The sequence below is a fragment of the Candidatus Alkanophaga liquidiphilum genome (assembly GCF_053996935.1).
This window is the reverse complement of record NZ_JBMXYC010000070.1, coordinates 1-18,737: the sequence shown is the minus strand read 5'-3', so window position 1 is coordinate 18,737 and position 18,737 is coordinate 1. Positions and strand designations below refer to the sequence as shown.

The 18,737-nt window shown below is 53.6% G+C and carries 21 protein-coding genes and 1 pseudogene; 16 read left to right on the top strand and 6 right to left on the bottom strand.

All coding sequences use genetic code 11. The features are described from left to right. Both ACXJJA_RS09070 and trpA read left to right on the top strand, forming a co-directional pair. Window positions 1–360, top strand: coding sequence for a hypothetical protein (locus ACXJJA_RS09070; protein ID WP_456487895.1), 360 nt, complete (start codon window positions 1–3; stop codon window positions 358–360). Window positions 361–395: 35 nt separating this feature from the next. After that, window positions 396–1,223: a tryptophan synthase subunit alpha gene (gene trpA / locus ACXJJA_RS09065; RefSeq protein ID WP_456487894.1), complete on the top strand. Its 828-nt coding sequence runs from the start codon at window positions 396–398 to the stop codon at window positions 1,221–1,223. Between the two features lie 4 nt (window positions 1,224–1,227). On the opposite strand, the gene ACXJJA_RS09060 is transcribed toward trpA, so the two are convergent. Next, complete coding sequence (locus tag ACXJJA_RS09060; RefSeq protein ID WP_456487893.1) at window positions 1,228–1,620, bottom strand: multiprotein bridging factor aMBF1; 393 nt, start codon at window positions 1,618–1,620, stop codon at window positions 1,228–1,230. A 59-nt stretch (window positions 1,621–1,679) separates the two neighbouring features. On the opposite strand from ACXJJA_RS09060, the gene ACXJJA_RS09055 reads away from it, so the two are divergent. The 3 genes from ACXJJA_RS09055 to ACXJJA_RS09045 all read left to right on the top strand — a co-directional run bounded on the left by ACXJJA_RS09055 (window position 1,680) and on the right by ACXJJA_RS09045 (window position 5,416). Continuing rightward, a complete protein-coding gene (locus ACXJJA_RS09055) occupies window positions 1,680–2,918 on the top strand; it encodes a proteasome-activating nucleotidase (RefSeq protein ID WP_456487892.1) in 1,239 nt (412 codons plus the stop codon). A gap of 135 nt (window positions 2,919–3,053) precedes the next feature. Further along, entirely contained in the window at window positions 3,054–4,430 is a 1,377-nt protein-coding gene (locus ACXJJA_RS09050) for an ArsB/NhaD family transporter (RefSeq protein ID WP_456487891.1), read from the top strand. 221 nt (window positions 4,431–4,651) lie between these two features. Next, entirely contained in the window at window positions 4,652–5,416 is a 765-nt protein-coding gene (locus ACXJJA_RS09045; protein ID WP_456487890.1) for a recombinase family protein, read from the top strand. On the opposite strand, the gene ACXJJA_RS09040 is transcribed toward ACXJJA_RS09045, so the two are convergent. From ACXJJA_RS09040 to ACXJJA_RS09030, 3 genes are read right to left on the bottom strand one after another with little or no spacing between them, the layout of a single operon-like run. Next, window positions 5,406–5,972 (bottom strand): YfcE family phosphodiesterase, encoded by a 567-nt coding sequence (locus ACXJJA_RS09040; protein ID WP_456487889.1) that lies wholly within the window; start codon window positions 5,970–5,972, stop codon window positions 5,406–5,408. The two genes, ACXJJA_RS09045 and ACXJJA_RS09040, sit on opposite strands and share 11 nt — an antisense overlap. After that, window positions 5,957–6,715 (bottom strand): helix-turn-helix domain-containing protein, encoded by a 759-nt coding sequence (locus ACXJJA_RS09035; protein ID WP_456487888.1) that lies wholly within the window; start codon window positions 6,713–6,715, stop codon window positions 5,957–5,959. Before ACXJJA_RS09035 ends, ACXJJA_RS09040 begins: the two co-directional genes overlap by 16 nt. Before the next feature lie 40 nt (window positions 6,716–6,755). Then, window positions 6,756–7,400: a 6-hydroxymethylpterin diphosphokinase MptE-like protein gene (locus ACXJJA_RS09030; RefSeq protein ID WP_456487887.1), complete on the bottom strand. Its 645-nt coding sequence runs from the start codon at window positions 7,398–7,400 to the stop codon at window positions 6,756–6,758. Window positions 7,401–7,448: 48 nt separating this feature from the next. On the opposite strand from ACXJJA_RS09030, the gene ACXJJA_RS09025 reads away from it, so the two are divergent. The 10 genes from ACXJJA_RS09025 to ACXJJA_RS08980 all read left to right on the top strand — a co-directional run bounded on the left by ACXJJA_RS09025 (window position 7,449) and on the right by ACXJJA_RS08980 (window position 16,529). Further along, a complete protein-coding gene (locus ACXJJA_RS09025) occupies window positions 7,449–8,639 on the top strand; it encodes a cofactor-independent phosphoglycerate mutase (protein WP_456487886.1) in 1,191 nt (396 codons plus the stop codon). Continuing rightward, window positions 8,636–9,922 carry a tRNA pseudouridine(54/55) synthase Pus10 gene (locus ACXJJA_RS09020; protein ID WP_456487885.1) on the top strand — a complete coding sequence of 429 codons (1,287 nt, stop codon included), beginning with the start codon at window positions 8,636–8,638 and terminating at the stop codon, window positions 9,920–9,922. The genes ACXJJA_RS09025 and ACXJJA_RS09020 overlap by 4 nt, the downstream gene beginning before the upstream one ends. Window positions 9,923–10,020: 98 nt before the next feature. Beyond that, the gene (locus ACXJJA_RS09015; protein ID WP_456487884.1) at window positions 10,021–11,238 is read left to right on the top strand and encodes an ORC1-type DNA replication protein; all 1,218 of its coding nucleotides are present in this window, start codon (window positions 10,021–10,023) and stop codon (window positions 11,236–11,238) included. 11 nt (window positions 11,239–11,249) lie between these two features. Then, window positions 11,250–11,624 carry a 50S ribosomal protein L7Ae gene (gene rpl7ae, locus ACXJJA_RS09010; RefSeq protein ID WP_456487918.1) on the top strand — a complete coding sequence of 125 codons (375 nt, stop codon included), beginning with the start codon at window positions 11,250–11,252 and terminating at the stop codon, window positions 11,622–11,624. A gap of 14 nt (window positions 11,625–11,638) precedes the next feature. Beyond that, the gene (locus ACXJJA_RS09005) at window positions 11,639–11,848 is read left to right on the top strand and encodes a 30S ribosomal protein S28e (protein ID WP_456487883.1); all 210 of its coding nucleotides are present in this window, start codon (window positions 11,639–11,641) and stop codon (window positions 11,846–11,848) included. Window positions 11,849–11,853: 5 nt separating this feature from the next. Then, on the top strand, window positions 11,854–12,024 hold the full coding sequence (locus ACXJJA_RS09000) for a 50S ribosomal protein L24e (RefSeq protein ID WP_456487882.1): 171 nt from the start codon (window positions 11,854–11,856) through the stop codon (window positions 12,022–12,024). 56 nt (window positions 12,025–12,080) lie between these two features. Then, complete coding sequence (ndk, locus tag ACXJJA_RS08995) at window positions 12,081–12,512, top strand: nucleoside-diphosphate kinase (protein WP_456487881.1); 432 nt, start codon at window positions 12,081–12,083, stop codon at window positions 12,510–12,512. An 8-nt stretch (window positions 12,513–12,520) separates the two neighbouring features. Further along, the gene (locus ACXJJA_RS08990) at window positions 12,521–13,843 is read left to right on the top strand and encodes a TldD/PmbA family protein (RefSeq protein ID WP_456487880.1); all 1,323 of its coding nucleotides are present in this window, start codon (window positions 12,521–12,523) and stop codon (window positions 13,841–13,843) included. A 270-nt stretch (window positions 13,844–14,113) separates the two neighbouring features. Beyond that, complete coding sequence (gene hmgA, locus ACXJJA_RS08985; protein ID WP_456487879.1) at window positions 14,114–15,334, top strand: hydroxymethylglutaryl-CoA reductase (NADPH); 1,221 nt, start codon at window positions 14,114–14,116, stop codon at window positions 15,332–15,334. Between the two features lies 1 nt (window position 15,335). Further along, window positions 15,336–16,529, top strand: a complete 1,194-nt coding sequence (locus ACXJJA_RS08980; RefSeq protein ID WP_456487878.1) for a geranylgeranyl reductase family protein — start codon at window positions 15,336–15,338, stop codon at window positions 16,527–16,529. Window positions 16,530–16,679: 150 nt separating this feature from the next. Here the strand turns inward: ACXJJA_RS08980 and ACXJJA_RS08975 are convergent. Then, window positions 16,680–16,808, bottom strand: a pseudogene (locus ACXJJA_RS08975) (zinc ribbon domain-containing protein); the annotation flags it as partial. 109 nt (window positions 16,809–16,917) lie between these two features. Continuing rightward, window positions 16,918–17,766 carry a 3-hydroxyacyl-CoA dehydrogenase family protein gene (locus ACXJJA_RS08970; RefSeq protein WP_456487917.1) on the bottom strand — a complete coding sequence of 283 codons (849 nt, stop codon included), beginning with the start codon at window positions 17,764–17,766 and terminating at the stop codon, window positions 16,918–16,920. A 356-nt stretch (window positions 17,767–18,122) separates the two neighbouring features. On the opposite strand from ACXJJA_RS08970, the gene ACXJJA_RS08965 reads away from it, so the two are divergent. Then, complete coding sequence (locus ACXJJA_RS08965) at window positions 18,123–18,605, top strand: hypothetical protein (protein ID WP_456487877.1); 483 nt, start codon at window positions 18,123–18,125, stop codon at window positions 18,603–18,605. Window positions 18,606–18,737: the final 132 nt, after the last annotated feature.

Here is an 18,737-nt window from a genome sequence, read left to right as displayed (position 1 = left end):
ATGAGCTACGAAGCAGAAATAATGGGCTACCAGCTTGCAGAGCGGCTGAAATCCGGACTCATCATGGCGCAGAGGCTCATGGACGTTTTCTCCTCTCTGACGGGGGGTGAGCGTGGCGGCGCTCGGAAGATAATGCTCACGTTCCTCGAGGGGCTGCTCAACGAGACGCAGCTTGCGTCGAATTTCACAAGCATGCAGGAGTTTGCTGAAATAGCATCGGAGTTGCGGGACGTGATGCGGAAAGTCGAGACCGACGAGCTTTCAGACAGCAACTTAAACATAGGGCGGGCGGTCTCAAGAGCGACAACTGCATGCGATGCAAAAATCAAAGCTCTGAAGGTGATTTTTGAGAATGATTGAGCTACCGATGTGGCTGAGAGCGGGAGGAACTACACATGGACAGAATAACAAAGAGGTTTAAAGAGCTGAAGGAAAGGGGCGAGGGCGGACTAATAAGCTTTATCACTGCCGGCGACCCTTCAGCCGACGCCACCATCAAGATTGCGGATGCGCTTGTCAGTGGCGGCGTGGACTTCCTCGAACTTGGCTTGCCGTTCTCAGACCCTATGGCTGATGGTCCAACCATCCAGAAAGGGACGGAACGCAGCTTAAAAGCAGGGATGACTCCCGATATTTATTTTGAGGTCGCTAAGGAGATTAAAAGCGTGCCGAAGATTTGCCTGACTTATTACAACATAGTTTTGCGGCGGGGCTTCGAAAGATTTATAAAGGACTGCAAGCGTGCGGGCATCGACGGTTTAATAGTGGCGGACCTCCCGATAGACGAGGCGGCGCCGCTCCTCGAGCGATGCCGAGCGGAGAACTTCCATCTAATCTTCCTTGCGGCGCCGACGACGAGCGACGAGCGGCTGCGCTGGATTTTGAGGGAGAGCTCTGCCTTTTTATACTTGGTGTCACTGCTCGGCGTCACCGGCGAGCGGGAGAGGCTTTCTGCTTACGTCTCGCCGCTCTTGAGGCGGATAAAAGCGTTGGAGCAGGAGCTTGAAAAGGCAATGAGCGTGGCGGTCGGCTTTGGGATTTCGAAGCCTGAACACGTCCGCTCCGTCATAGATGCGGGTGCGGACGCCGCCATTGTCGGGAGCGCCTTCGTCAGACTCATCGAAGATAACGTGCATGACGAAGAAAAAATGTTGAGGACTGTGGAAGAATTCGCGCGGGCGTTGAAGGACGCTGCTTGTGGTGGCGTCCGCAGAGTCACTTGAGAAATTATTGCACTCGCTCAACCAGCGAGATGTTCAAGATGCGTTCCAATTTCTGTCGCACTCTGTCGTCGGGCACAATCTCGCCACGCTCTATTTTGCGAAGGAGCGAGACCTTTTCGTTTATCCGCTTCGCAAGCTCCTCCTGCTTGAGCCCCAACTTCTCCCTTGCATCTTTGACGCGCATCCCGAAATCAGGGACGATCTCGATGCTGAACTCCTCATCCATGAGCTTGTATATCTTTTTCTTCACAACCGGTTTCGCCTTGCTTGACGCCCGCTCAGGGACGGCGACGCCGTATTTTGCGCACGCCTTGCAGACACGCAGCTTAGAAGTGCCAACCTCAACAAGATACGTGTGCGGCACATCCGCCCCGCATATTTCGCATTGCTGCGTCATTTTGCATCAACTATTTATTATGGCTGGACAAATTAAAAAGAGAACAGCGGGGTAAGAAGATGGAAGAGAGTGAAAGAGTGCCGCCAGAAGCAAGAGATGACCTCTCAAGATACCTCATGGACAGGATACGGCAGCTTGAAGAGATGAACTATCGGCTTAGAGAGCGCATTTCGAGAATCGAGCGTGAGAAGAAGTATCTGGAAGAGCAGAGGCTACGGTATGAGCGGGAACTTCGGAGATTGAGCAATGAGGTCGAGCGGTTGAAGTCGCCGCCGCTGATTGTCGGGACGGTCATCGACGTTCTCGGCGACGGTAAATTGCTTATAAAAAGCAGCACGGGACCCAAGTTCGTGGTTAACGCCTCTGGCTTCTTGGATGTTGCCACTCTCCGCCCCGGGACGCAAGTCGCCCTTAACCAGCAGAGTTTGTCCGTCGTTGAGGTTCTGCCCTCGATGAAAGACCCCATGATTTACGGGATGGAAGTAATTGAGGCGCCGGGCGTTGACTACGACCAGATTGGCGGGCTCGATAAGCAGATACAGGAGCTAAAAGAAGCTGTGGAGCTACCGCTGATGGAGCCTGAGCGGTTCGAGCGGATAGGCGTCGAGCCACCGAAAGGCGTCCTTCTTATTGGACCGCCCGGCACCGGGAAAACGCTGCTCGCAAAGGCGGTGGCGAAGAGAACTCTGGCGACGTTCATCAAGGTCGTCGGCTCGGAACTCGTCCAGAAATACATAGGAGAAGGCGCTCGGCTCGTGAGGGAGCTTTTCGCCCTCGCTCGTGAGAAGGCACCCTCGATAATTTTCATAGACGAAATAGATGCGATAGGGGCGAGGCGCGTGGATGACGGCACCTCCGGCGACAGGGAAGTGCAAAGGACGATGATGCAGCTCCTTGCCGAGATTGACGGCTTCGACCCGAGGGGCGATGTCAAGCTGATAGCGGCGACGAACCGCCCCGACATCCTCGATCCGGCGTTGCTGCGTCCCGGACGTTTTGATAGGGTCATAGAAATACCAATGCCGAATTACGAGGCACGCATGCAAATATTCGAAATACATGCGAAGAGGCTGCGACTGGGCGAGGATGTGGATTTCGGGAAGCTCGCGGCGATGACTGAAAACGCAACGGGCGCCGACATAAGGGCAATAACGATGGAGGCAGGGATGTTCGCAGTGCGGGAGAACAAGGAGTCCGTCGAGATGGCGGATTTCGAAAGGGCGGTGCGGAAAGTCATGACGGGCGGGCAGAGAGAGATATTAAAGGAGTTCAGAGAGCCGGGAGTGATGTTTGCTTAACCCTTTTTGACCCCTTTCAAATTCGGAAGTTTGTATAGGGCGCTTTTAATCTTAAAATTATTAAAGTCAGCACTTAACCGCGTTCGAGCTGGTAAAACAAAAAGGCTTTTATGAAAAGATTCCTTGCCCTCCATTATGAGCGAGCTTAAAAGCTTAACCGCATACCTCGCAGGACTGTTAATAACAGTTGCAATAGTCAGTAATACAAATCTTGATACGAGTCAAATTATATCGGTCACAACATTCATTGCCATAATTCTTGGGGCTATTTTCTTCTGGAGGCTGAGGCTGGCGTTTGCGCTCGCTGGAGTCTCAGCGCTCCTGTTTTTAAAGGTGCTTGACGTGCCGCATCTTATGAAGTATGCGCATTTTGATGTAATCCTTTTTTTGATGGGCATGATGATAGTAATCGGCTTTCTCGAGGAACAGGGCTTTTTTGAGCACATCTTAGAAATACTCTCCAAATATTTCAGCAGAAGCGGCTTCATGCTCGTCGCAGGTCTCCTATTAATGTCTGCGACGTTTGCAGCGCTCGTTGACGAAGTAACATCAATCCTTTTCATGACCGCTCTGACGCTGCGGATAACGAAGCGCTATGATCTCGATCCGCTACCGATGGTCATTGCAACGGTCATGGCTACCAACGTTGGCAGCAGCTTCACAGTCGTCGGAAACCCGATAGGCGTGCTTATCGCTTTCGAGGGAGGTTTATCGTTCCTTGATTTTATCAGATGGGCGACACCAGTAGGCGTTGTTGTATTGATGCTAACCATAATGCTCGTGTTCGTCTACTGGCGTCCTTACATTACGAAGCTCGACGGCATGATGAACCTTTTGGGGAGGCTGAGCTTGGATAGAGAGATAGATAAAAGGAAGATGCGAGTGTCATGGGCAGTTTTCCTCTGCACGATTTGCGGTCTCGTTCTCCACCATCCGCTGGAGGAATTGTTGCATCTCGAAAGGAACACATTACTGTTAGCGGTTCCCTTGATAATGGCTGGAATAACACTGTTTATAAGCAGAGAGCAAGCAAGAGGGCTCGTCGAGCATCGTGTCGACTGGTGGACGTTGGCATTCTTCATATTTTTCTTTTCAACAGTTGGAACGCTTTCATACACAGGCGTCACGGAAATAATGGCGGAAACGATAATCACGTTCGCCGGTGGCAATCCGCTCTTAATAGCCACGCTAATAACGTGGACTGCGGGGATATTGAGCGCTTTCATGGACAACATACTGGCGGTAGCTACACTAATATCCATCGTACACGGACTTGAAGCCTATGGTTATCATATATTTCCAACATGGTGGGGCATGCTCTTCGGTGCTTGTTATCTTGGAAACCTAACGATGATAGGCAGCACCGCAAACATAGTGGCGCTTGGTATACTTGAAAAGGAAAGAGATCGTCACATCCATTTCCTTGATTGGTTCAAGCCCGGGCTGGCGATTGCCGTGCCGGAACTCGCGCTCGCAACGGTGTTATTACTACTTCAGCATTTTATATTTTGATTGTAGAATAAATGTTAACATTAAACAAAAGGATGAAAACAGATGATTTGTAACGTTTCTGGACGTTGTCAATGAGGGCGCGAGCGCTTTCAAATATCAGACTTGGTCGCTGCTGGATGCCAATAAAGCCCTTACGTGCGTTTTCCAAAAGGACGCCGGCACGTGTAACATACGGCACGGTATGTTACACTTTATATATCTTTGGATAGAGATTTCATGATGTGAGCCGTAAAGTCGGGCTTTACATCAGAGTCAGCACGCTGGAGCAGGCTGAGAGTGGAATTAGCATCGATGCACAACGCTCTTCGCTGCAGAAGTTCTGTGAGCTGCACGGCTGGAACATTCACAGGGAATACGTGGACGCCGCCAGGAGTGCTGCCACTATGGAGCGAAAGGCGCTACAAAAACTCCTTAAAGATTGCAGAAGCGGAGAAATAGACACAGTCGTTGTGTTCAAGCTTGATAGGCTTTCGAGGTCGCTTCGTGATTTGATTTTGTTGATGGACGAGCTTAAAAGATGTGGTGTTGACTTTGTAAGCGTTACCGAACGCATAGATACTACGACTGCCGCCGGAAAACTCATGTTTCATATTATCGGGGCGTTTGCGGAATTCGAGCGAGAAATGACGATAGAGCGGACGAAGCTGGCAATGGACAAGAAGGTTAAGGAGGGCTCGTTCGTCGGGCGCCTTCCGTTTGGCTATCGCTACGACGACGCACGCCGCATAGTCCTCTCAGAAGATGCTGAGACCGTCCGCCGCATCTTCCTCGATTTCCTCGAAACGCAGAACGTCAGCGAGGTCGCCCGTAGAGCGCATCTTTCAAGGATGCAAGTTTACAGAATCCTTAGAAATCCTTTTTACGCGGGCATCGTCCACTGGCGGGACGTGGAGTGGCGGGGCAACCACCCCAAGATCATCAGTAAAAGAATATTCGAAAAAGTCCAAAGAATCCTGAATTCTAGAAAAAACAAAGCTACAAGGTAAAGGAGTAAGTTTTCTCCTTAAGACTTCTTCGCTCAAGCTCGAAGAGATGCACGACGCACGAGCGTTGGCTGATGTCAAGGAACATGAAAGATGGCTTTCTGGAACCGCCACCGCCGCCCCAGACGCCCGTCGCAGAGCCGGGGTTCAAAAGTAGGACTTTTCTGCCGCCAGCGAGCTCCCGCTCTAAGACTTGCGGGCGATGCGTGTGCCCCGAAATCAAAACATTTACGGCGAGCGTCTCCGCAATCCGGCAAAGCTCCCTCACGTTGCCCCTCGGGTAAATCCCGTCACCGTGTATCAGCCCTATCTTTAAGCCTTCGATCTCAGCCACGTCCCACTTTTTAAGATTTAAATAGTCCATATTGCCCCTAACGACGTGCAACTCGCCGAGCACAGCGTAAAAATCTAAAAGCCGCTCGTCCGTGAGGTCGCCGGTGCAGAAAACGTGACTTGCGTCGCTGCTCTTTATCCTCGCCACAATAACATCATCTATCTTCTTCGCCCTTGAGGGGATGTGCGTGTCTCCGATGATAAGGAGCCTCACAGCCCCGCCCATCCGCCATCGCCCATGTCGTCATCGCACCGCCAGCATAATACTTCTCTCGTCTTTATCGGAAGCCATCTGAAGACATGCGGCACTTCCCTCCTAACTCTCTCCTTTAGCTCTTTCCACTCATTCAAGTAAGAACGTCCGGCTCTTGCAAGCTCCGGCGGGTATTCGCCGACGAGCATTTCCTCCTCATACGCCACTCCCTCAAGCCCGACCCAGCTGTAATACTCACGAAGCTTCTCAATGAGCTCACGCTTCTCGCTCTCGCTTGTCTCCCCCTCGATTATGTAAAAGCCCACAGGTATGTATTTCGAGCCGCTGTAAACTTGACCAACGCAAATAGCCTTCACTTTGCGCACCGCTCCCTTTCTTATCTCCCTCTCGATGAGCGCTTCTACTTCCTTCCGCCTCGCTCCCAGCTCTTCCAACGCCTTTATCATCGTTGAAGGGCGGAGCGGCGAAAACGTCGAGAGCAAGCCGACGAGCAGCAACTCCAAAGACGGCTTCTTCACAACCTTATCGTAAACGTTCAAAACCTTCTCCGCAACTTTCTCAGAAAAATCATCCCTCTTATATCTGTATGAAGCATGCACACTCTCCACGAGGCTTCGGCGCTCAAGCTCGCTTAGCGCACGCCGCACGACCTCTAAAGGCTCGTTAAGGCGGGCGGCAAGCTCCTCAGCACTAAGTTCCTCCCCCCTTTCCTTAAGGTATTTCAGCACCTTTACGGGCGTAGGCATTTCTAACATCCTAAGTATTTTGTCTTCGCTCCTGTTTTAATCTTGCCTATCAGCAGTCGCGCAACGCCTGCTCTATCAGGCGTTTCGCCCATTTCAGCTTCCGCCGCTTCGTCAAATTCACTTTTGTGTCCTCGAAATCGAAGCCGACGAGCTTTACCGAGGCGGCGCCGAGCTCCTTCGCGAGGAAGACGCAACGGTCGCCGTCGGTGAAGCCGCCGAAGTTGTGGACGTGCGGTGGCAGCGGGCGTGCCTGCGTTGTGCAGAGAACTCTACTAAGCTCAGGCAGCACCCGTCGTATTTTACCAATGTTGTCGCCGTGGGCGTGCGCCACGACGATGGCACCGAGCCGGCTTGCGTATATGATGTCGGGGAGGTAGCCGTCAAGGTCGCTTACGATGACGTCGGGAAGCACGCCGCACTCCAAGACGACGGAGGTAGCGCCGTCCGCCGCCAGAACCACGTATTCGAAAGCGTCAATGCTCCTTAACTCCTCTCGGAGGCACGGAGCAGCTCCGCATACAAGAACGCTCTTCCCTTCTATCATCCGCCTTAGCTCCTCCACTCCCACCTCCTTCCAACTCATCCTCGAAATAGCCTCTGCCGCCACTGCCGCCGCCTCCTCATCCTTCTTCCTGTCATAACCGAAGTCCGCCAAAATCCGCTCGTATATTGGCTCCCACTCCTCAAACCGCATTATATTATTAAGGGGCGCTGCACAAAAATAGCACCGACGGCGGCAGCTATGAAATACATCACTTTAATAGGCGACGGCATGGCGGATTACCCCCTCGCCGACCTTGGCAACAAGACTGTACTCCAAGCGGCGAATACGCCAAATATGGACTTCGTAGCGGCGACGGGGCGTTGTGGCGTCACGAAAACGGTCCCTGACGAGATGCCGGCGGGCAGCGACATCGCCATCCTCTCCATACTGGGCTACGACCCCCAAAAATACTACACCGGGAGAGGTCCGTTAGAAGCCCTCGGTAGAGGCGTGGAGCTAAAGAGCGGAGATATTGCTTTTAGATGCAACCTCGTAACCGTGAGTGGCGAGAGGCTCGTGGATTACAGCGCCGGACACATCTCAAGTGAAGAGGCAAGAATGTTGATTGAGGAGCTTAACGAGAGGCTTCCTGACGTTGAAATACATGCAGGCGTCAGCTACAGGCACATCTTCGTCGCGCGGCGGGATGCGTTTAACGGAAAAGTTCCGAAGTGCACGCCGCCGCATGACATGCTCGGCGAGAACTTCCACGCGCACCTGCCTGAGGACGAAATGCTCAAGCAACTTATCTTGAAGTCCAAGGAAATACTTGAGGCACACGAAGTAAACAAGAAGAGGGAAAGACATGGGAAGAGAAAGGCGAACATGATATGGCTTTGGGGTGGGGGCGTGAGGCCTGAGCTTCCGAGCTTTGAGGAGAAATATGGCGTCAGTGGTTCGGTGATTTCGGCGGTGGACCTGATTAGGGGCATCGGGCGAGCCTTGGGGCTTGACGTCGTTGAGGTGCCCGGGGTCACAGGCTACCTCGACACGAATTATGAGGGAAAGGCAGAATACGCCCTTAGAAGTCTTCAGCGTAGGGATTTCGTGCTTGTGCATGTGGAAGCGCCCGACGAAGCCGCCCACGAGGGCGACGTCGCCGCTAAAATCGTGGCGATTGAGAATTTCGACGAGAAGGTGGTCGGCAACGTCCTCGCAGGCTTGCCAAATCTCGGTACCGCCCGAATCTTGCTGATGCCCGATCATTACACGCCGGTTTCGGTGCGGACGCACACGAGAGAGCCTGTGCCCTTTGCCATCGCAGAACTTCCGAGCGGCGGCAAGAGCGACGCTGTGAAGAACTTTGACGAATTTTCAGCCCGAAATGGAGCGCTAGGGGAGATTCCTGTTGAAAAACTTATGAAGGTGCTTATTAACGAGGGGCTATGACGACGCAAGCTGATAAGAAAAAGGAGATGACGGCGGCGGAGCTTGCCGATGAAGAGGTTCTCGATATGGCGAGGCGGATACTTAGTGAGGGTTACGTCTGCGATAACTGCTTAGGGAGGCAGTTCGCCCGGGTTTCCACCGGAATGACGAACCGAGAACGGGGGCAGTTCATAAAAGAAAAGCTCAAAGAGCAGGAACTCTTGGAAGCGGAGGTCTCTGAAAAATGCTGGGTCTGCAACGGGCTTTTCGAGCATGTCGAAGCGTGGGCATGGCGGGCGGTAGCGGCACTGCGGGATTATGAGTTCAAGACGTTCCTCGTTGGCACGAGGATGAGCGGGCTGCTCGCCGAGAACGAAGAGGTGCTCTGGGAGCTCACAGGGGCTGCATATGCCGAGCCGCTGAAGTCGGAGTTCAACAGGGAGGTTGGGAAAATCCTACAACGCTTGCTGAACAAGCGTGTTGACTTCCAAACGCCAGACATCCTCATCCTCATTGACTTGAATCGAGAAGCCGTGGAGCTTCAGGTGCGTCCCGTCTTTATCTACGGACGCTACCGGAAGCTCGTTCGTGGGATGCCACAAACGAGGTGGCTGTGCCGCTCTTGCAGAGGTGCGGGCTGCGAACGCTGTAACTTCACGGGCAAGATGTATCCGGAGTCCGTCGAGGAGCTCATAAAGGCGCCGGTCGTCGAGGAGTTCGAGGCTGAGGATATGATACTCCACGGCTGCGGGCGTGAGGACATTGACGCTCGGATGCTGGGGCGGGGGCGTCCGTTCGTTGCCGAAGTGGTCGCTCCTCGGCGGCGAACCGTGAACCTGCAGCGGCTTGAAGAGAAAATCAAGGAAAGCAGCGGTGGCAAGGTCGAGGTTTTCGGCTTGCGCTACGTCACGAAGGACGCCGTCGAGATTGTAAAGAACGTGAAAGCCGCTAAGACTTACAGGTTCAAGCTGCGGCTCGGCGCAAAGGTCGAGGAGAAGCATCTAAGAGCAGCCCTAGAAGGGCTGAAAGGCGTGATACGGCAGAGAACTCCACGGAGGGTCGTGCACCGCCGTGCCGACATTGTCAGGGAACGAGAAGTTTATGACATTTGCCTTATAGAATTCGGCAAGCACCCCGTCGTGGAAATAAAGTGCGAGAGTGGGCTCTACGTCAAAGAGCTCGTCTCCGGCGACGATGGTAGGACCAAACCGAGCCTCAGCGAGCTTCTTGGCGTCACCGCCGAGGTTTTCGAGCTTGACGTCCTCGACGTCGAGTTCGAGCTGGCGTCGAGCGGCGACGACTAAACCCAAGCGGTTTGAGCAAAGGTTAAAAATACCAAAAGATTATTAAACCTATACCCTCGAACTACACAGTTGAGGTTTGAAGGGGCGGGGAGGAAGCCGTGGGCAACATCTTCGAAGACCTGCTTGAAGAAAGTAAAATTTTCGAAAATAAGGATGTCCTGCGTCCGAGCTACGTGCCCGGACAGCTTCCACATAGAGGCGAGCAGATAGAGAGCTTAGCCTGCGCCCTCGCCCCGGCGTTAAGAGGGGAAACTCCTTCTAACATTGTGGTTTACGGGAAGACAGGAACCGGGAAGACGGCAACTGTCAGATACGTCGAGCGGGAGCTTAAGGACGCCGCTTGTAAAGTCGGGAGTCGGTGCATGCTGTTTTACTTGAACTGCGAGATAATAGACACGCAATACCGGGTCTTTGCCGCTGTCGCAAGACAGCTCAGCAAGAGTGTGCCGATGACAGGGTGGCCCACTGACCATGTGTATCAAGAGTTCAAAAACGCCCTCGACGCCGAGGGCGGCTGCGCCGTCATCATCCTCGACGAGGTGGACAAGCTCGTCTCAAAGGGCGACGAAGCCCTCTACACGCTCTCAAGAATAAATTCCGAGCTCAAAAACGCAAGAATAAGCATAATAGGCATTTCCAACGACCTCACCTTCACAGAACGCCTTGACCCCAGAGTTAAATCGTCGTTGGGGCAGGAGGAAATAGTATTCCCGCCGTATAACGCCGTGCAACTTTATGATATTTTGGAGCAGCGCGCCAAGGTCGCTTTCAAGGAAGGCGTCCTTGAGGAGGACGTGATTCCGTTGTGTGCGGCGTTTGCCGCCCAAGAGCACGGGGACGCTCGCAGAGCGCTCGACCTTCTGAGGGTGGCTGGCGAGCTGGCAGAACGCCAGAACTCGCCAAGAGTCAGAGGCGAGCACGTGAAGATGGCAAAAAACAAAATAGAGGCGGACAGGGTCGCCGAGGTCGTGAGGACGCTGCCTTTACAGTCGAAGCTCGTGCTCAGCAGCATTTTACTCCTGGATGCCGAGCGCCGAAAGAGACGATTCAGCACTGGCGAGGTTTATAACATGTATCGTAAATTAAGTAGATACGCTGGGATTGACGTGCTGACGCAGAGAAGAATAACGGACCTCATTTCAGAGCTCGATGCGCTGGGCTTGATAAATGCGGTGGTCATAAGCAAAGGTAGGTATGGACGGACGAGAGAAATATCGTTGAGTGTGCCTTCCGTCATAGTAAAATCCGTGCTCTTTGAGGACTACAAGCTGAGCGCGCTCGCGGGAGTGAGGTTGAAGGTGCAGATGACCCTTTAGGGGGGATGAAAATGGCGAAGATGTTCGTGAAGTTTGAGGTGCCTGCGGAGCTTGAGAAGAAGGCGCTCGAAGCTTTGCAGACGGCGAGAGACACGGGAAGCATAAAAAAGGGAACGAACGAGACGACGAAAACCGTAGAGCGGGGGCTTGCAAAGTTCGTGTATATTAGTGAGGACGTGGAGCCCGAGGAAGTGGTTGCGCACCTGCCGCCGCTGTGCGAGGAGAAAGCCACGCCCTACATTTACGTGAAGAGCAAGAAGGCGCTGGGTGCGGCGTGCGGCATCGATGTGAGTGCGGCGGCGGCTGCTATCGTCGACCCCGGAAGCGCAGAAACCGTCGTGAAAGAAATCGCCGAAGAGCTGAAGAAGATAAAGAGCAAAGAGTAAGGAGGAAAGAAAGGATGTCGGAGGAAGCGACGCCTGCGGAGGTTATAGAGGTCGTGGGTAGGACGGGCATGCACGGCGAGGTGACCCAAGTAAAGTGTAAAATCCTAGAGGGGCGGAACAAAGGGCGAATAATAACGAGAAACTGCCTAGGACCTGTGCGTGTCGGCGACATCATCGTGCTCCGAGAAACCGCAAGGGAGGCAAGAAAGCTCACAGCACGGTGAGTCCGATGAGGTGCTCGTTCTGCAAGCGGGAAATCGAGCCGGGCACCGGCAAGATGTTTGTGAGGAACGACAGCACCGTTTTCTACTTCTGTTCCTCAAAATGCGAGAAGAATCAGATAAAGCTGCGAAGAAAGGCGAGAAAAGTGAAGTGGGCGAGGAAGGCGGCGAAGAGCTGAGCGCGGGCGAGCGGTGGTTGGGCAATCGGGATATGGCGCGTTGAGTGAGAGGGGGTTTGAGATTGCCGAGGGAGCGCACATTTTTGATGATAAAGCCCGAGGGGGTGGAGCGGGGGCTCGTCGGCGAGATAATTTCGAGGTTTGAGCGGCGTGGCTTCAAAATCGTGGCGCTGAAGCTCACGAAACTCAGCAAGGAGCTTGCAGAGAAACACTATGCGGAACACCGGGGCAAGGATTTCTTCGAACCCCTCGTCGCCCACATCACCTCAGGACCCGTCGTGCCGTTCGTCGTGGAGGGCGAGGATGCCGTCAGAGTCGCAAGAGAGATGGCAGGGACAACGGACCCGAAAAAGGCGGCACCCGGAACCATACGAGCAGATTTCGGGATTGACATCCAGAGAAACGTGATACATGCGGCGGACTCCCCCGCTACCGCAAAGCGAGAAATAGCTATACATTTCAGCGAGGACGAATTTGTAGAACGGTAGGGGACTTGTTGGAAGAAAGCCTTCACGATGCGATTACGCGGGTAAAAGCGGATTATGTGGAAATAAGACTGCAGAAGCAGGAAGTTTTTAGCCTGAAGTTCTATAATGGGCAGGTCCAAGACATAAGAGCCTACAAAGATGATAAAATAGGCTTAAGAGCTTTGAAAAACGGCAGCTGGCTTATTTTCCACTCTAATGAGGAAAAAGTTTTTGATTTGGTGGAGCGGGCGAGACGTTCTGTTGCGAAGCTGCCACGCGGTGACGCTCGTCTGGCGTTCGTGGGCGGGTATAAAGGGAGATACGAGGTAAGGAAGAAGGATGTGGATTTTGAGAGGAAATTAGAGTTTTTCAGGCAGTTGGAAAGCTCGGTTGCCGAGGACGTTTTTGTGTGGGGCGTCCCGATAAGATATGCGGAGGTCGTTGAGAGCAAGCATGTTATCACCTCCGAAGGCGTGGACGTTCTGCAAAGAATCCCATACGTGCTTCTTTCCGTCTCTGTAAACACGGCACTTGCATCGCATAGCCGACTCTTCGGCGGCGTCGGCGGCTTCGCAAACCTCGACGCCGAAAAAATTCTGGAAGAGATAAAAGAAATGAGTAAGGTGGCGGTCGCTCAGCTCACCGCGAAGCCGATCAGTGGTAAGTTCAAGGCGGTTTTCTCGCCTTCTGCCGTCGGAAGTATTGCAGAGAAGGTGGCACACCTCCTCGAAGCGGATTTCGTAAGGGACGGACTTTCGGCGTTTCGCACCGCCTTCGAGCGTGGCGAGCGTGTGGCGCCAGCTTTTTTCTCGCTTTCGGACGCTCCGCTCGAAAACAGCTTTTGCTTTTTCAAATACGACGATGAGGGCGTAACCGCACGTAAAAAAGAATTAATCAAGGAAGGTGTGCCGAAAGAGCTTATTCACAACAGGGAGACCGCCGTAAGCTTCGGAACGACACCAAACGGCGGTGGCAGGGGTCCTGCAGGCGCGATACCGCTGCCGAGAGCGGGCACCGCCTTCGTAAACCGTGGCGACGCCAGCTTCGACGAAATAATGGACATGAAACACGGAATCTACATCGACAACATCGCAGACAGCAACGTCTCAGTCAAAGACGGAAACTTCAAAATGCTCGCTCAGGCGTGCTACCTCGTCGAGGACGGCGAGCTGAAAAAGCCATTGCGCACGGTCTCGCTCGTGGGAAACGTCCTTGAACTTCTGCGTAATGTCGAAGTGGTGGGCGATGACTTCGCCCTCGCAAACATCACGTTCGACGAAAAAGCAGGACAGGTGGTGCCGGTCTGCAGCGGAGGTCCGCATGTGAGAGTGGCGGGGGTCAGGATTGTTTGATTTAAATGTGGCTGCGAAGGCACAGGGCGCCCAACATCTTTAAATCATGACAAACATAACAATAATCTCCAGAATGACAGAGGACCGCCGCCAACACTATGCTCGCGTTATTCCCAGGAGAGATTGAATGAAGATAGAATCTCAGAAATATGGTTGCGATAGCATTTCGCGCATCCTCATCGAGCGCAAAATCGTATTAAGAGATGCTTATTGTGTAATTACAAAGCCGCTGCGATTTAAGAAACATGGGACATAGAGGGGGACGGACTTATGAACGATGAAGAAATTGTGGAGAGGATAGTAAGGGGCGAAATAAAGTTGTATGAGGTTGAAGAATTCACAGGCGGCGATAGCTTCCATGCGACAGAGCTGCGGCGGCGCGCCATCGAGCGCTTAAGCGGAGTGAAGCTCGAAAACATCAGCACTTTCTCCATAGACGCCAACAGGGCGACGAAGGCTAACATCGAGAATATGATAGGCGTGGCGCAGCTCCCTATGGGCGTTGCCGGTCCGTTGCACGTCCGTGGCGAGTTTGCGGACGGGCACTTCTTCATACCATTAGCGACGACCGAAGGCGCACTCGTAGCGTCTGTGAATAGGGGTTGCACTGCCGTGAACAAAAGCGGCGGCGCCCGCTCGTTCGTGTTAAGGGACGGCATGGCTCGTGGTCCGGTGGTGAAGGCAAGGAGTGCTGAGCATGCGGTGCATGCCGCTCGCTATGTTGAGGCGAACTTTGAGAGGTTGAAGGAAATCGCGGATGCTACCGACCCGCACATCACGCTGCTGCAAATCGAACCCTACGTTGTCGGCAGGAATTTGTTCCTGCGGTTCGTTTACAGCACAGGCGACGCTATGGGCATGAACATGGCGACATTTGCGACGGACGAAGTCCTGAAATTCCTAGAGCGTGAGCTGGATTTGGAGCACGTGGCGCTCTCCGGCAACCTTTGCATCGACAAAAAGCCCTCAGCCCTGAATTTCATCCGGGGGCGTGGCAAGACCGTTATCTCTGAGGTAGTCTTAAAGCGGGAGGTCGTCGAAGACGTGCTGAAGACGACGCCTGAGTCCATGGCGGAGGTTTGTTACAGAAAATGTTTCGTCGGCAGCGCTCAGGCAGCGGCTTACGGCTTTAACGCCCACTTCGCAAACATAATTGCGGCGATGTTCATCGCCACCGGTCAGGATGAGGCGCACACCGTCGAAGGCTCGCACGGCATCACCACGGCAGAGGTCACCGAGGACGGCGACCTCTATTTTGCGGTAACGCTCACGTCGCTACAAGTGGGAACCGTCGGCGGCGGCACGGCGCTCGGCACGCAAAGAGAAGCCCTTTCCATAATGGGCGTTTACGGTCCCGGCGACCCTCCTGGTAGCAACGCTAAGAAGTTTGCAGAAATCATTGCGGCGGCGGTGCTCGCTGGCGAAGTTTCATTAATCGGTGCCCTCGGTGCACGACACCTCGCAGAGGCGCACATGCGGCTGAACCGTTAGTATGATGCGGAAAGATATTGTCATCGTCGGCGCCGGACCTGCGGGCTCCTCCTGCGCATATTTTCTTGCAAGGCTCGGCCACAACGTCCTGTTAGTTGACAAGAGGAGATTTCCACGGGAGAAAGTTTGCGGAGATGCAATTTCACCACGCTCGCTGAAGACGCTGGAGGAGATGAAGCTCCTCAGCACCATCGAGCGGAGCGGTTTTAAAAAGTCCGATGGCATAACTATATTCTCGCCAAGCGGCTACTGCGTGAGCGCAAAAAGCCCTAAAACCGATTTTTTGCCCTATGGCTACGTGGCGCCTCGAGTAAAACTCGACGAGCTTCTGCGGAATCATGCCGTAGATGCGGGCGCCGAATTTCTTGAGGTTTCGGTTAAGGAGCCTTTGCTGAAAGATAAAAGCGTCGTGGGCGTCAAGGGCAAGCATGACGGCGACACCATCGAAATAAATTCTGAAACGGTGGTCGCTGCCAATGGCGCATTCTCAGCGCTGGCGAGACATCTGTTGGGAGAAAAGTGGAAACAGAGGGGCGGCGGCATCGGCGTCGCGCTCCGTGCTTACTTTTCTGGCGTCGAAAGCTTCGACTTCGTTGAGTTTCATTATGAGCGGGCGGTGCTGCCGGGCTACGGCTGGATTTTCCCGGTCGGCGATGCCATGGCAAACGTAGGCGTGGGCGTGATGTTTGAGCGCGGGAAAATGAGCCTGAACGCCTGTTTTAAAAGGTTTGTCTCCGATGCCGCAAAGCTGAAAGGCGCAAAGCAGGTGAGCAAGGCTAAGGGCTGGCTCGTCCCGACAGGCGGCGGCAGCCGCCACCGCAGAGCGATGGCCGGAATATTGTTCGTGGGCGACGCCGCATCCTTCGTGAACCCCCTCACTGGCGAGGGCATAAGCTATGCGCTCGAGAGCGGGAAACTCGCTGCAGACGTCATTGCGAAGGCGCTGAGGCTTGAGGACACGAGCATGCGGACGTTAGAAAAATACGACGATGCGTGGAAGGAGCGGTTCGCCGCCGACTTCAGATACTCGTTACTCCTTAGGAGATTAATAAAACGCCCGCTGCTGCTGGACAGAATAATAAAAAACGCCTCCGAGGACGAGAAGCTGGCAGAGCTTCTCTGTGGTGTCGTGACAAACGTCCTGCCTAAAAGAAAGGCGATGACGCCGATTGCGCTTTTGAAGTTCCTTCTTTAATTCGAGGAAGTAACCTCCCCTCCCACTTCGGTGAGGGGGGCATCCGCTGGATGCTTGGGTTAGGAAGTGTAACTCGTCCATGAAGACGAACCGCTCCCCGTCGGGCTGAGCACACAGCCCCTGTCCCCCAGAAATAGCCTTAGGCTCGTTTCAGGAATGTTCCCTTGCGCCGTTCACATCCGCATTTATCCAGCATCCATGGTGCTTATAGATGAAAGCGCCTTGATGCGGTCTCTTTGTGTTCAGTGAGCCGCAGCGAGAGCACCGCTTCGACGTGTTATACTCTGGAACATTCTATCACTGCAATCCCCGCCTCCCCTTCGGTATCCCTCCTTTTTAAAAGGGAAGGATTAAAAGCAACAGTATCTCAAAAAGAAAAAATGGAGGGTTATTTGTAGTCGTAGAAGCCCTTTCCGGTCTTCCTTCCGTAGTGTCCAGCACGGACGAGCTGTTTGAGGAGAGGGCAGGGTCGGTATTTTGGGTCGCCGAACTCCCGCTGGAAGACCTCGAAGACTGAGAGAATGGTGTCGAGCCCGACCATGTCTGCAAGCTCGAGCGGCCCCATCGGCCAATTGTAACCGAGTTTCATCGCGGTGTCGATGTCCTCCTCCGTCGCAGTTCCCTCCATAAGCACGAACATCGCCTCGTTAAGCGACGGGAGCGCAATCCGGTTTGCAATGAAGCCCGGCGAGTCCTTGCAGACGACCGGCGTTTTCCCCAGCTTCTCGGCAAACGCCCTCGCAACCTCGACGGTCTCGTCCGAAGTCGTGAGCCCGCGCACAATCTCAACGAGCCGCATCACGGGCACGGGGTTGAAGAAATGCATGCCGACGACCTTTTCGGGACGGTTCGTCGCTGCCGCCATTTCAGTAATACTCAACGATGACGTGTTCGACGCCAGAATCGTGTGCTCGGGGCAGATCTCGTCAAGCTCCTTGAAAACCTGCTTTTTCACGTCCATGTTCTCGATGACCGCCTCGATGACGAGGTCGGCGTCGCTCGCTGCCTCCTTCACGTCGGTCGTCCCCTTAATGCGGCTGAGGATGGCGTTTGCGGCGTCTTCGGGGAGCTTGCCCTTACTCACGAGTCTTTCGAGGGTCTTTTTTATTCCGCCAATGCCACGCTCCACGAATTTCATGTCGATGTCCCGCAGCCCGACCTCGATGCCAATCTGAGCTACGACCTGTGCTATGCCGGAACCCATTATCCCCGCTCCGATTACAGCCACCTTTTTTATATCCTCTACCTTCATGCAACCACCCTTTCCGTTTTAATTCAAAGCACGCCAATCCGCCAAGAGGCGGAGCCTTCTAGAGTCGGTAGGAGCTTCTTCACGCTGCCTACCTTGTCTATCGTCCCCATAGCTTTCTCTCATTCCTCGGAAAGATTTATCCGAGGCGTTATTTGGCAAATATTCCCCCTCTCACCCCAAAGGGGCGTTAGGAGCATCTCGTAATCAGTTCGAAGCCTTATTTAAAACTGCCGCAATCGTCTTGGATGGTGGGAAGTGTCCTTTATGACACCCGCCTACTTACGGGCACGAGTGGAATAGGCGACACTTTTATTAAACGAATCCCCCCTTATCATTTGGGCATGCTGCTGAGGCGCAGAATGCAAGGGTTAGGAAGCTTACCGAAGAAGATAAAGTTTGAGCCTGTTGATAACATTTACGTCCTTGTGGCTCAGAGCGGGGAGATATTAGGGGGTGTGAGCTTCGACGAGCGTCCTTGTGATGCGGAATACACGGCGACCTCCGGCGAATCCTATAAGCTTCGCTGGGAAGAGCGTTCTTCCATCATACATCTCGACGGTGAGAACATGAGCGCAACGCTCGAACTGCCGAAGGGCGTCGTCCGCATAAACCGTAAAAAATACAAGCTGAAGCGGCAAAACACGATTGACGTGAGCTTCTACTTTGCAAACAGGCATGGCGGCGCAATACGCTTTTACCGAAGCTCTTTTAGCCGGGGAGAATACCTTATGGAATACGACCCACGAGGGCTTCCTGAAGAGCATATTTTAATTATAGGAGCACTCAGCATATTTTGGGCGGTGTGCTCTGCGGAGAGCCGCTGAACTCCTTTACAAGATTTCGGCGAGAAAGCTTATGGTTTGAACCGAATCGCCGTTAGGTTTATATATTGTTTGCAATTTTGTTATTAGCGAGGCTGCGGGTATATCCTGCAGTCAGGGGCTGCGGTGAGCCAG